Origin of the sequence: Buchnera aphidicola (Tetraneura ulmi) (genome assembly GCF_964058925.1) — a bacterium.
In the GTDB taxonomy this organism is placed as follows: Bacteria; Pseudomonadota; Gammaproteobacteria; order Enterobacterales; family Enterobacteriaceae; genus Buchnera_D; species Buchnera_D aphidicola_B.
In genome coordinates this window covers 87,337-100,299 of sequence record NZ_OZ060366.1, presented here as the reverse complement: position 1 = coordinate 100,299, position 12,963 = coordinate 87,337, and the positions used below count along the sequence as shown (strand labels likewise).

Sequence of the window (12,963 nt, the reverse complement as noted above, 5' to 3'; positions counted from 1 at the left end):
AAAAAAAAAATAAAAATTAAAAATTAATAAAAAAAATAATCTTATTTTTTTTATTTTTAAACATTTATTTAAAAAAAATAATTAACTTCTAACAGAATCAACTATTCCACTTTGTGTGTTGTACACCTTCTATATCAATTCTTCGATAAGTGTGTGCACCAAAATAATCTCTTTGAGCTTGTATTAAATTAGTAGGTAACAATTGACTTCTATAACTGTCGTAATATGATATTGCAGAAGAAAAAGTTGGTATCGGAATTCCTTCTAGAATAGAAAAAGAAACAATTTCTCTTAAAGATTGTTGATACTTATTAGCAATTTTTTGAAAATAAGGGGTCAATAACAAATTAAATATTTTTTTATTACTTCTATAAGAATCTATAATTCTATTTAAAAATTTAGCTCTGATTATACAACCAGATCTAAAAATCTTAGCAATATCATCAAATTTTAAATTCCATAAATACTTTTCTGAAGCATTCTTTAATTGAGAAAAACCTTGTGCATAAGAAATAATTTTACCTAAATATAAAGCTCTTCTTACATTTTCAATAAAGATACTTTTATTTTTTAAAGAACTAGTTTTATTTGGTCCAAGTAATATTTTAGAGGCAATCATTCTCTGAAATTTTATAGACGAAATGTACCTAAAAAAAACTGATTCTGTGATTAAAGATAATGGTTCATTTAATTCTAATGCACTTTGACTCGTCCAAGTTCCTGTTCCTTTATTTTCTGCTTGGTCTGAAATAAAATCTATTAAATATTTCCCATCACTATCTTTAGTAATTAAAATATTTTTAGTAATTTCTATTAGATAACTATTTAATTCTCCTTTATTCCATTCTGAAAATACATTTGACAAATCTTTATTATTCATACCTACTACATTTTTTAATAAAAAATATGCTTCAGCAATTAGTTGCATATCACTATATTCAATTCCATTATGAACCATTTTAACATAATGTCCTGATCCATTAGGTCCAATGTACTTTACACATGGATCACCATCATAATTAGCTGCTATTTTATTAAAAATTTCAGATAAGATATTATACGCACTTTTATTACCACTAGGCATGATAGCAGGTCCCTTTAATGCACCTTCTTCTCCTCCAGAAATTCCAGCTCCTATAAATCTAATTCCAAGTTTTGATAACTCATTGCATCTGCGATTTGTATCTTTATAAAAAGAATTACCACCATCAATTAAAATATCCCCTTCATTTAGATAAGGAATAATCAAATTAATTATTTCATCTGTTGCTATTCCAGCCTGAATCATTAATAAAATTTTTCTAGGAGATGACAAAGAAAAAATAAAATCTTTTATTTTATAATAAGGAAAAATTTTTAAATTAGGATTTTTTTCAATTAAAATTTTAGTTTTTTCTTTAGACCTGTTAAAAACAGATACAGAATAACCACAATTAGAAATATTTAAAGCTAAATTTCCACCCATTACCGATAAACCAATTACACCAATTTGGTTGCCTTGATTCATTATTTATCTCCCTAATAAAATAAATTTTTCTATAGAATATATAAATTAAATAATCATTCATTTTTATTTAAAAATTAATAATCTTATTAATTAATTAATTTTTATTTATCAAAACAGAAAATTTGAATTAAAAAACAAATAAAAAAACAAATATATGATTAAAAAAATAGTTTTTAAAATTTTAAAAAATTTATAACTATTTTTTTAAAAAATTATTTCTATTTTTTAATTTTTTTAAAACATCAAAGAAAGTTAATTTTTGATTACTTAATAAAACTAATAAATGATATAATAAATCAGAAGACTCATTAATTATTTCTTCTTTATTGTTAGAAACTGAAGCTAAAGATGTTTCGACTGCTTCTTCTGCTAACTTTTGTGCTATTCTACTTGTTCCACTTTTATATAAAAAATATGTATAAGATTCCTTTTTACTTTTATTTTTTTTATTCTCTATAATTTTTTCTAACTGATGTAAAAATGAAAAAATAATTTTATCAGAACTAAAAAAACAACTTTTTTTATTTAAATGACAAGTATTTCCAATAGGATTAGATAAAATTAATAAAGTATCATTGTCACAATCAAGTGTATAATCAATTACTTTTAAAAAATTTCCAGAATTTTCTCCTTTAACCCATAAACGTTTTTTACTTCGAGAAAAAAATGTAACTAATTTAGTTGATATAGTTTTTTCTAAAGCTATAAAATCCATATAACCATGCATTAATACTTCACCTGAAAAATAATTTTGAATTATAACCGGTAACATTCCATTTATTTTTTTCCAATTTACATTTAATTTATTTTTTTTAGCTAAAAAAATCATTTTCTAATCTCCAAACCAAGTTCTGATAATGTTTTTTTCAAGGTATTTATGTTTAATAATTTTTTATGAAATACCGAAGCAGCTAAAGCTCCATCTACTTTAGAAATTTTAAAAACATTATAAAAATCAAATATAGAACCAGCACCTCCAGAAGCAACTAATGGGATTTTACAAAACTCTCTAACTTTAGAAAGTTGAATGAGATCATATCCTTTCCTTAAACCATCAGAATTCATAACATTAAGTACTATTTCTCCAGCTCCTAACAATTGAACTTGATTAACCCAATCAAAAACATCCAAATTCGTTTCTTTTATTCTTTTATTACTACCAGTAAATTGATAAACTTTATACTTATTAGATATCCTATCAAACCAAGAATCAATTCCAACTACTAAACATTGACTTCCAAAACGATCTGCTATTCTAGAAATTAAACTTGGATTTTCAATAGCAGGTGAATTTATCGATATTTTATCTGCTCCAAAAGACAAAATAGCTTGAACATCTTTTAAATTTTTTATACCTCCTGCAACACAAAATGGAATATCAATTATTTCTGCAATTTTACTAATCCACTTTTTTTCTACTAGAGTATTACAAACTGAAGCTGAAATATCGTAAAATACTAATTCGTCTGCACCTTCTTTTAAATAACGAATTACTAATGGAATTATATCTCCAATTATTTCATGCGATTTAAATTGTACTCCTTTTACTACTTTTCCATTTAATACATCTAAACATGGAATTATCCTTTTCGCCAACATTTAATTGCCTCCAAAATACTAAACTTCTCTTCTAAAAAACTCTTACCTATAATAATTTCAGATATTCCATTTTTCTTTAAATTTAAAATATCAATTAAAGAACTAACACCTCCAGAAGATTGAAAACATAAATGTTTAAACGATAAACATAACTCTTTATACAAATTAATATTAGAACCCTTTAAAGTTCCATCTTTAGATATGTCTGTACATAAAACGTGTTTCAATCCAAAATCTTCATATTTTTTTAATAAATCTTCCAAAACAAAATCTGTTTTTTTTGTCCATCCATTTATAAAAACTTCTTTTTTATCTGAAATTTTTATATCTAAAGCTAAAACTATTAACTCAGAACCATATTTTAAAAGCCAATTTTTTACATTTTTTTCATCTTCAATTACAGAAGACCCTAACACTATTCTCTTTGCTCCATAAGAAAAATAATCCTCGATATCTTTTTCAGATCTAATTCCACCACCTACTTGTATATTTATTTTAACTTTGTTTAATATTGATTTTAAAAATTCTACTTGTTTATTTTTTGGATTTTTTGCTCCTTCTAAATCAACTAAATGTACGTATTTAACTCCTGCTAATCTACATTTTTCTAATTCTTTAAAAACATCCTTTTTATAAATTTTTTTTTTTTTATAATTTCCCTGAAATAAACGAACTATTTTTTTATTAAATATATCTAATGATGGAATTATCATAATTAAAGTATCTCCAAAAAGTTTTTTAACAACTGCGAACCTACAAAACTAGACTTTTCAGGATGAAATTGAACTCCAAAAAAATTATCTTTTTGTATAACAGCACTGAATTCTTGTCCATAAAAAGAACTAGCAATAGTAAATTGACCAATCGGAAAAGAATAACTATGTACAAAATAAAATCTAGATTTATTATTAATATTTTTAAATAACGGATGATTGTCTTTAATAAAGACATTATTCCATCCAATATGTGGAAGTACTAATCCATTTGATTCCAATAATGAAACGTTAGAATCAATAATTCCAAGCATTTTAATTCCATTAGACTCCATACTAAAAGAACTTAAAACTTGCATTCCTAAACATATACCCAGCATTGGTTTTTTAAATTTTTTTATTGTTTTAATTAAATTAAATTTATTTAATTTATTCATAATTGACAATGCAGTACCAATTCCAGGAAAAATAACTCTATCAGCAGATAATATTCTAGAAGAGTTACAAGTAATTTCTGGAAAATAACCTAATCGTTCAATCGATAATTTTACAGAAAGAAGATTAGAGCAATCTGTATCTAAAATAACAATTTTCACAATTATAAAATTCCTTTTGAACTTGGTAAGTAACTATCAGTTATTTTCTTTGCTTGTTTTAAAACCATTCCAAAAGATTTAAACATACTTTCAGCAATATGATGATCATTTTCTCCTTTAGATTTTAAGTGAATTGTACACATCATAGAATAAGCAACTGAACTAAAAAAATGTTTGATCATATCAGTGCTTAAATCACCTATTTTTTGATATTTAAAAATTGATTCATAAGACAAATATGGTCGTCCTGATAAATCCAATATACAAGTACTTACACTTTCATCCATTGGCAAAGTAAATCCAAATCGACCAATACCAACCTTATTATTCAAAGCTTTTAAAAAAGCATTTCCAAAAGTTATAGCAGTATCTTCTACAGTATGATGATCATCTACTTGTGTGTCTCCATTAGCAAAAATATTCATTTTAAATGCTCCATGAACAGAAATTTGATCTAACATATGATCAAAAAATGGAATTCCGGTACTAATATTACTTTTTTCTATTCGATCTAACCATATTTCGACTAAAACTGACGATTCACTAGTTTTTCTAATACATTTACCATACCTGTTTTTATTTGAAGAAAGTTTTTCAGCTATTTCAAACCAATTATTTTTTTCAGGATGGTATAATAAACCAGTTACTCCAATATTATTTGCAAACTCCATATCTGTATTTCTATCTCCAATAACATAACAACTACTTTTATGTAAAATATTCTTTTTAAACCAATCTTTAAGTAATCCTGTTTTTGGTTTTCTACATGAACAATTTTCTTTTTCTTGATGTGGACAAATAAAAATTTCTTTAAATAAAATTTTTTGAGATTTAAACGTATTAATTATAAAGTTTTGAACTTTATTAAAACAAGAAAACGGAAATTGTTTTGTTCCTAATCCATCTTGATTAGTAATCATAACAAAACTATATCCATAACTTTTTAGTTTTATTAAAGATAAAAAAACTTCTGGTTCAAATTTAATTTTCTCTAAACTATCAACTTGAAAATTGATTTCAGGCTCTTTTATTAAAGTACCATCTCTATCAATAAACAAAATTTTTCTTAATTTATTAATTTTCATATTTTTTTCTATATTATATATTTTTAATTACTTTTAAAAAATTTAAACATTCACTACGAGTTCCAATAGAAATTCTAATACATTCCTGTAACCCATATTTTTCTGTTTGATCACGAATTATAATTCCTTTTTTTTTTAAAGAATTGATTATTGATTCAACACAACTAAATTTTACTAACAAAAAATTAGTATAACTATTAAAAACTTTTATTACAAAACCACATTTTTTTAATTCACTAAAAAACCAATTTCTAGTCTTAATTAACGAATGTACACAATCTTTCATAAAAAAAATATTTTCTTTTTTTAACGAAGATACAGCTATTTGTTCTACCGGTCCAGGTAATGGATATGGAGCAATAACTTTGGATAATATTTTTATTACTTCTAAATTAGACACAACAAAACCGCATCTAATACTAGCTAATCCAAAAGCTTTAGATAAAGTACGTAAAATTACTAAATGTTTATACTTAGATAATAAAGACACACAACTTCCTTTTGAAAAAAATTCAATATACGCCTCATCAATAACTACTAAACTACGACCAAAACTAATTTCTAAAATTTTTTCTATATCAATAATACTAATTATATTTCCTGTTGGATTATTAGGATTACAAATATAAATTATTTTTACATTATTTATTTTTTTTTTAATATCTAAAATATTTAAACTCCAATTAGATAATCTAAAACATACTTTATTATTAATACCAAACAATTGCGCACAAATTCTATACATATCATACGTTGGAGGACATGTTATAATTGAATCTATTTTAGATTCACAAAAAGCTTTAACTAATAACTCAATTCCTTCATCTGCTCCTCTTGTAATTAATATTTGATCTTCATTGCATCCTATATAATCAGAATAATGTGAAATCAACTTTTTAGACTGAAACTGAGGATATCGATTTAAATTTTCAATGTCTATTTTAAATGAAGTTGAAATAGGTAACTCATTTGCATTTAACCAAGTATCTCCACTTCCTCCTATACGACGAGCTGATTGATAAGGTTGAATATCTCTAATATTTTTACGAGCTAAATCTATAATTTTCAAATTTATTTTTTCTCCATTCAATCTTCTTTTATTCTTACTAAAACAGAATTTTTATGTGCATCCATTTTTTCAAAAGATGCTAATTTTAAAATAGTAGAAGACAAATTAACTAATCCATTTCTTGTTAATTCCTGTACAGTTATATCTTTTTGAAAATCAAAAACGCGTAATCCTGAATAAGATGATGAATATCCATTAGTAGGTAGAACATGATTAGACCCAGAAGCATAATCTCCTACTGATTCAGGCGACCATTTTCCTAAAAAAATAGATCCAGCATTAATAATATCTTTTAATAATTTTCTAGAATTTAAAGTTTGTATTATTAAATGTTCAGGAGCATATATATTTGATATTTTTATACATTCTAATAAATTTTCAGAAACAATGAATCTGCTATTTTCCATCGACTGAAAAATGAGATCCAATTTAGAAAAATTTTTCATTTGAGTCGAAATTGAAGAAATAACCTGTTTAACTAACGTATATTCTGGACTAATAAAAATAGATTGAGAATCCATCCCATGTTCGGATTGTGATAAAAGATCAGAAGCAATAAAATCAGGATTAGCGCTTTTGTCTGCTATAACTAATATTTCTGAAGGACCAGCTGGCATATCGATAGAAACACCTTCTGAGAAATTATTAATTTGTATTTTTGCTTCAGTGACATACACATTACCTGGTCCAAAAATTTTTTGTACTTTAGGTATGCTTTCAGTTCCAAAAGCCATAGCTGCAATCGCTTGAGATCCACCTATTTGATATATATCTTGTATCCCACAAATATAAGCGCAGTATAAAATTTCATTTGATATAGGAGGAGGTGAACATAAAATTATTTTTCTACAACCAGCAATTTTCGCTGGAATAGCTAACATCAAAACTGTAGAAACTAACGGAGACGATCCTCCAGGAATATATAAACCTACAGAATCAATTGGGATAGAAATATGCTGACATCTAACTCCTGGTTCTATTTCTACATCTATATCTTTTTTCTTCTGAAAACCATGAAAATACTCAATATTTTTTTTAGCATGAAGTATAGATTTTTTAAAATTTTCACTAACATTTAAATGAGAATTTAATACTATTTGTTGTTCAATTTTAAATTTTTCTATTTTTATTTTATCAAACAACAAACAATATTTTTTTAAAGCTAAATCACCATAATTAAAAACATCAAAAAGAATATTTCTTACTAATTTTTTATATTTTTTTTTTATATGAATATTTGGACGAGATAAAATTCTTTTTTTTTGTTCTTCATCTAATTCTTTCCAAAAAAAAACATTCTTCAACATTTATTTTTTACTCCATCATTTTTTCTATGGGTAAAACTAAAATAGAACTTGCTCCTAATATTTTTAATTTTTCCATAGTTTCCCAAAAAATACTTTCTCTACTAACCATATGCATAGCAACACGATTTTTGTCACCTACTAAATTTAAAATTGTTGGGTGTTCAGCTCCACTTAACAAACTTATTACTTCTTTAACTTTATTGATTGGAATATGCAACATAATATATTTAGATTCCCTAGCTGTAATTATACCAGTTATCCGAACCAACAACTTTTCAATAATTTTTTTTTTAAAACTAGAAATGTCTTTACTTGAACTAATTAAACATGCATGTGAATGATATATTACTTCTACTTCTCGTAAACCATTTGTTTCTAATGTACCACCTGTAGACACTAAATCACAAATAGCATCGGATAAACCAGCTCTAGGGGCCACTTCTACAGATCCATTTAATAAAAAAGAACTAAATTGAATTTTTTCTTTATTTAAATATTTTTTTAATAAATAAGGATAAGATGTTGCAATACAAGTATTATTAAAACATTTTAAATTAAAATAATTTTTATCTACTGGCACTGATAAAGATAATCTACATATTCCAAAATCTAAATCTTTAAGTATTTGATATTTAATACTTTTTTCTTGATCTTGACGAGATAGAGCTATTTCCTCTAATACATTTTTTCCAACAATTCCTAATTCTACAATACCATCCATAATCAAACCTGGTATATCATCATCTCTAACTCTCATTACTTCTATCGGCATATTTTGAGAAAAAGAAATTAAATGTTGTTGTTCTAAATTTACTTTAATTCCACAAAGAAGTAATAATTTAATTGAATCATCACTCAAACGACCTGATTTTTGTATAGCAATTCGTAAGCGATTACTATTGTTCATAATTAATAATGCCTTATAATAAAATTTTTGAATTTTAAAATTTACAAAATAAATAAAATAAGATTTAAACCTAATAATAATCTATCATTTATAATGATATTTATAATTCTAAAATTAATAATAATAGGAAAATATTATTTAATACAAAATCAAAAAAAAACAAAATCTTTTACGAATTAATCATTTTTTAAATAACTTCTAACAAAACTAATATTGCTACGTTTGTTCCAAATCTTTTTGGAGCTTCATGAAATGCTATGACATTTGGGTGTTGTGATAACCAAAACGGAATATTTAACTTTAGTATATTTTTTCCATGTCCATGAATAATAGACACACAAGAAAATTTTTCTTTTTGACAAATAAAAAATAATTTTCCTAATTCTTTTTTTGCCTGATTTTTAGTTAAACCATGTAAATCTAATGTAATTTCAGGAAAATACTTTCCATTTTTTAAATTTTTAAGATAACCAAAAAATATTTTATTACGAATATAACATATTGGATTTTCTTTTAATAAAAAATATTTTTTTGTATTAGAAAAATAGTAACTATGCAATTCTTCTTCAACAATTCGTTTTTTTTTATAAGATTTTAAATTTATATAAAAACGTTTATTTTGATAAAATTTATCTTGAACAATTTTATTTGTATCTATCATATACTCTTTAAAAGACAATTCATTTAGATTTAATAACTTTTTCTCTTTAGTCATAACTTAACCAAAAATTTTTTATTTATAGTTTTAAAAATTAAAAAAAATAGTTTTAAACTAAATTTAAAAACTATTTTTTATATTAATTAAATTAATTAATCGTATTTAATTTAAATATTATTTAAAAGTAAAAAATATGCAAATTATAAATTTTTAATTAAATATTTATATTTAAAAAAAAGATTAAAATAAAAAATGTATTATTAATTATAAGATGATTATTATTTACAATAAATAAATATAAAAAAGGAAAAAAAATGCCTGGAAATAGCATTGGAAAAATGTTTAAAGTAACTACATTTGGAGAATCACATGGAATAGCTTTAGGAGGTGTTGTTGATGGAGTTCCTCCAGGTTTAGAATTATCTGAGCAAGACTTGCAAAAAGAACTAGAAAAAAGAAAACCTGGAACATCTAAATATACTTCACCTAGAAGAGAACCAGATAAAATTAAAATCTTGTCTGGAATATTTAACGGAAAAACAACTGGAACAAGTATAGGATTAATCATTTATAACCAAGATCAAAGATCACAAGATTACGAAAATATTAAGAACTTATACAGACCGGGTCATGCAGATTTTACTTATGAAAAAAAATATGGAATTAGAGATTTTAGAGGAGGGGGAAGATCTTCTGCAAGAGAGACTACTATTCGAGTAGCTGCAGGAGCAATTGCAAAAAAATATTTATTCATTAACCATAAAATAATCATCAAAGCATATTTATCAAAATTAGGAAAAATTAATTGTAAATTTAGTTCTCTAAAAGAAATTGAAGAAAATCAATTTTTTTCTCCAAATAAAAATATTTTAAAAGAACTAAAAAGTTATCTAAATAAAATAAAAAAAGAAAAAGATTCTATTGGGGCTGAAATTACTGTAATAGCTAAAAATGTTCCTATAGGATTAGGAGAACCTGTATTCGATAAACTAGATGCTGATATTGCTCATGCATTAATGAGTATTAATGCTGTAAAAGGAGTAGAAATTGGAGATGGTTTTTCTGTAATTGAACAAAAAGGAAGTGAACATAGAGATTATATGTATAACGAAAAATTTAAAAGCAATCATTCAGGTGGAATCCTAGGAGGTATAAGTAATGGAAACACCATTATTGCCAAAGCAGCATTTAAACCTACTTCAAGTATTGGAATTCCTGGAATAACAATTAATAAAAAAAAAGAAAATTGCAAATTTATAATAAAAGGAAGACACGATCCTTGTGTTGGAATTAGAGCTGTTCCAATTGTAGAAGCTATGCTTTCAATCGTATTAATGGATCATTTATTAAGAAATCAATCTCAATGTTTAAATCAAATAATAAAAAACAACCAAAAAAAATAAAAAAATTCTATATACAAAAATAATTATTTTTTGTATTAAAAACTACAAATTATAATTAAAATTGGCGGGCAGAAACACACCCGCCTAAAAAAAATTATTGATTGAAATATTAATTAATAATTGATATTCATAATATGAATAATTTTTAAAAATTTTTAAAAAATTTCTTAATATTCTTATTAAAAAAAATAATTTTTCTATACATTTTAAAACTTTCTTTTGTGGTAATTATTTTTTTTAAAAAATTTAAAGAATATAAAAACTAAATATTCTAATTTAGAAAAACTATATTTTTCAATTTAACTAAAAAAAATTGATATAAATAATAATTTTTAGTTATTATTAAAATAAAAATTAATTTTTTTTTCTAAATAATAGAATTTATCACTATTTAAAAAATAATATATTAATTAATATTAGTTTAATTATTTAAAAATTAATTAAAAAACTAAACAACCTTAAAGAAAAATTAAAAAAATATTTTCATGTATATATTATTTTAAAAAATAAAAGTTGAATATAATATTTATATTTAGATATAATCTAAAATATTAATACATTAAAGATAATTAATAAAATTTTTAAATTTTAAAAAATATAGTCGTTTCAAATATAGATAAATTATTAATTTATAAAATTTTACTTAAAGTATATTCATTGTTGTATAATAAATATTTATTTTTATAATTTAATAAATTATTGAATAAATTAATTTATAAAAATACTTTCTATAAAAAAAATATATGTATTACATTAAAAAAATAAAAATTGAATGAACTTAATAATATTTAAAATATTAACTTCTATTTATTAATTATTTTACTGAATTAATTTTTAATAAAATATAAAAAAATTATTTTTAGGATATAACATATAATGTTAAAAGGAAGTATAGTAGCACTAATTACACCAATGAACGAAAAAGGTAGAATTTGTAAATTTAGTTTAAAAAAACTAGTGAATTATCATGTCAAAAATGGAACATCAGCAATAGTTTCGGTTGGTACTACTGGAGAATCAGCTACATTGAATCAATCTGAACATATACATGTAGTAATGTTAACACTAGAATTTTCTGATGGGAAGATTCCAATTATAGCCGGAACTGGAGCTAATGCTACTAAAGAAAGCATTTCTCTAACTAAAAAATTTGAAAATAGTGGAATAGCTGCATGTTTAAATGTTACTCCTTATTACAACAAACCAACTCAAGAAGGACTATATCAACATTTTAAATCTATATCAGAAAATACTGAACTTCCTCAAATATTGTATAATGTTCCTTCTAGAACTGGATGTGATTTAATTCCTAACACTGTAATAAAATTATCAAAACTAAAAAATATAATCGGAATAAAAGAAGCTACAGGAGATTTATCAAGAGTAAATAAAATAAAACAAAAAGTAAAAAAGGACTTTATTCTAATTAGCGGTGATGATTGTACTTTTTTAGATTTCATACAATTAGGTGGAAATGGAGTAATATCAGTTACAGCAAACATTGCAGCAAAAAAAATGCAAAAAATTTGTCAATTAGCAAATGAGGGTAATTTTAAAAAAGCTAGATTAATAAATCAAGAATTAGAAATATTACACCAATCTTTATTTATAGAATCAAATCCTATTCCTATAAAATGGGCGGCAAAAAAAATAAATCTAATTTTATCAGATAAAATACGATTGCCTTTAACTAAAATCTCTGATAACACCAAAATAACATTAATCCATGCATTAAAAAATGCAAAAATTTATAAAAAAGAGGAAAAAAATGATTTTTTATAAAAAAAAATCTATTTGTTTATGTTTATTTTTCATACTATCTTTACTAATGTCTTCTTGTTCGAATCGACAACTATACAAACATAATATGTTTAATCCATCTAAAAACATTAAAGAAGAAAATGTAGAAAACAAAAATTCACTGTTAGATATGAACAATTCAAAAAAAAATGAATCATTTAACGTTTCTGAAATACTTAAAATAAATCATAAAAAAAACAAAGAAAATAATTTAATTTAACCTTCATTAAAACGTAATTCTTAAATTAAAACAATTTCAAATACTTTAAAAAGAATTTTAAAAAAATATAATTTAATAAAAACAGAGTATCAACTTGAT

13 protein-coding genes are annotated in these 12,963 nt (G+C 23.4%); 3 read left to right on the top strand and 10 right to left on the bottom strand.

Annotated elements, in window-relative coordinates; all coding sequences use genetic code 11:
* Window positions 1-97: 97 nt before the first annotated feature.
* The 10 genes from gndA to smrB all read right to left on the bottom strand — a co-directional run bounded on the left by gndA (window position 98) and on the right by smrB (window position 9,498).
* Window positions 98-1,507, bottom strand: coding sequence for an NADP-dependent phosphogluconate dehydrogenase (gene gndA / locus AB4W66_RS00490; RefSeq protein ID WP_367674945.1), 1,410 nt, complete (start codon window positions 1,505-1,507; stop codon window positions 98-100).
* A gap of 196 nt (window positions 1,508-1,703) precedes the next feature.
* On the bottom strand, window positions 1,704-2,336 hold the full coding sequence (hisIE, locus tag AB4W66_RS00485; protein WP_367674944.1) for a bifunctional phosphoribosyl-AMP cyclohydrolase/phosphoribosyl-ATP diphosphatase HisIE: 633 nt from the start codon (window positions 2,334-2,336) through the stop codon (window positions 1,704-1,706).
* Window positions 2,333-3,106 carry an imidazole glycerol phosphate synthase subunit HisF gene (gene hisF / locus AB4W66_RS00480; RefSeq protein ID WP_367674943.1) on the bottom strand — a complete coding sequence of 258 codons (774 nt, stop codon included), beginning with the start codon at window positions 3,104-3,106 and terminating at the stop codon, window positions 2,333-2,335. The genes hisIE and hisF overlap by 4 nt, the downstream gene beginning before the upstream one ends.
* On the bottom strand, window positions 3,088-3,819 hold the full coding sequence (hisA, locus tag AB4W66_RS00475; protein ID WP_367674942.1) for a 1-(5-phosphoribosyl)-5-[(5-phosphoribosylamino)methylideneamino]imidazole-4-carboxamide isomerase: 732 nt from the start codon (window positions 3,817-3,819) through the stop codon (window positions 3,088-3,090). The genes hisF and hisA overlap by 19 nt, the downstream gene beginning before the upstream one ends.
* Before the next feature lie 2 nt (window positions 3,820-3,821).
* Entirely contained in the window at window positions 3,822-4,415 is a 594-nt protein-coding gene (gene hisH, locus AB4W66_RS00470) for an imidazole glycerol phosphate synthase subunit HisH (protein ID WP_367674941.1), read from the bottom strand.
* A gap of 2 nt (window positions 4,416-4,417) precedes the next feature.
* Complete coding sequence (gene hisB / locus AB4W66_RS00465) at window positions 4,418-5,500, bottom strand: bifunctional histidinol-phosphatase/imidazoleglycerol-phosphate dehydratase HisB (RefSeq protein WP_367674940.1); 1,083 nt, start codon at window positions 5,498-5,500, stop codon at window positions 4,418-4,420.
* 13 nt (window positions 5,501-5,513) lie between these two features.
* The gene (gene hisC / locus AB4W66_RS00460) at window positions 5,514-6,575 is read right to left on the bottom strand and encodes a histidinol-phosphate transaminase (RefSeq protein ID WP_367675072.1); all 1,062 of its coding nucleotides are present in this window, start codon (window positions 6,573-6,575) and stop codon (window positions 5,514-5,516) included.
* 11 nt (window positions 6,576-6,586) lie between these two features.
* Window positions 6,587-7,876, bottom strand: a complete 1,290-nt coding sequence (gene hisD / locus AB4W66_RS00455; RefSeq protein ID WP_367674939.1) for a histidinol dehydrogenase — start codon at window positions 7,874-7,876, stop codon at window positions 6,587-6,589.
* A gap of 7 nt (window positions 7,877-7,883) precedes the next feature.
* Window positions 7,884-8,783, bottom strand: coding sequence for an ATP phosphoribosyltransferase (gene hisG, locus AB4W66_RS00450; RefSeq protein WP_367674938.1), 900 nt, complete (start codon window positions 8,781-8,783; stop codon window positions 7,884-7,886).
* A 187-nt stretch (window positions 8,784-8,970) separates the two neighbouring features.
* Window positions 8,971-9,498, bottom strand: coding sequence for an endonuclease SmrB (gene smrB / locus AB4W66_RS00445; protein ID WP_367674937.1), 528 nt, complete (start codon window positions 9,496-9,498; stop codon window positions 8,971-8,973).
* Between the two features lie 257 nt (window positions 9,499-9,755).
* Between smrB and aroC the strand changes: the two genes are divergently transcribed.
* From aroC to AB4W66_RS00430, 3 genes are all read left to right on the top strand, one after another.
* Entirely contained in the window at window positions 9,756-10,844 is a 1,089-nt protein-coding gene (gene aroC / locus AB4W66_RS00440; RefSeq protein ID WP_367674936.1) for a chorismate synthase, read from the top strand.
* An 876-nt stretch (window positions 10,845-11,720) separates the two neighbouring features.
* The gene (dapA, locus tag AB4W66_RS00435) at window positions 11,721-12,626 is read left to right on the top strand and encodes a 4-hydroxy-tetrahydrodipicolinate synthase (protein ID WP_367674935.1); all 906 of its coding nucleotides are present in this window, start codon (window positions 11,721-11,723) and stop codon (window positions 12,624-12,626) included.
* Entirely contained in the window at window positions 12,613-12,864 is a 252-nt protein-coding gene (locus AB4W66_RS00430) for a hypothetical protein (RefSeq protein WP_367674934.1), read from the top strand. The genes dapA and AB4W66_RS00430 overlap by 14 nt, the downstream gene beginning before the upstream one ends.
* The last annotated feature ends 99 nt before the right edge of the window (window positions 12,865-12,963 follow it).

Bases quoted from the DNA above. Each gene is read 5' to 3' on its own strand.
- hisD (WP_367674939.1), bottom strand. From the start codon at position 7,876: ATGTTGAAGAATGTTTTTTTTTGGAAAGAATTAGATGAAGAACAAAAA.
- dapA (WP_367674935.1), top strand. From the start codon at position 11,721: ATGTTAAAAGGAAGTATAGTAGCACTAATTACACCAATGAACGAAAAA.
- hisF (WP_367674943.1), bottom strand. From the start codon at position 3,106: ATGTTGGCGAAAAGGATAATTCCATGTTTAGATGTATTAAATGGAAAA.
- aroC (WP_367674936.1), top strand. From the start codon at position 9,756: ATGCCTGGAAATAGCATTGGAAAAATGTTTAAAGTAACTACATTTGGA.
- hisA (WP_367674942.1), bottom strand. From the start codon at position 3,819: ATGATAATTCCATCATTAGATATATTTAATAAAAAAATAGTTCGTTTA.
- smrB (WP_367674937.1), bottom strand. From the start codon at position 9,498: ATGACTAAAGAGAAAAAGTTATTAAATCTAAATGAATTGTCTTTTAAA.
- hisB (WP_367674940.1), bottom strand. From the start codon at position 5,500: ATGAAAATTAATAAATTAAGAAAAATTTTGTTTATTGATAGAGATGGT.
- AB4W66_RS00430 (WP_367674934.1), top strand. From the start codon at position 12,613: ATGATTTTTTATAAAAAAAAATCTATTTGTTTATGTTTATTTTTCATA.
- hisG (WP_367674938.1), bottom strand. From the start codon at position 8,783: ATGAACAATAGTAATCGCTTACGAATTGCTATACAAAAATCAGGTCGT.
- gndA (WP_367674945.1), bottom strand. From the start codon at position 1,507: ATGAATCAAGGCAACCAAATTGGTGTAATTGGTTTATCGGTAATGGGT.
- hisIE (WP_367674944.1), bottom strand. From the start codon at position 2,336: ATGATTTTTTTAGCTAAAAAAAATAAATTAAATGTAAATTGGAAAAAA.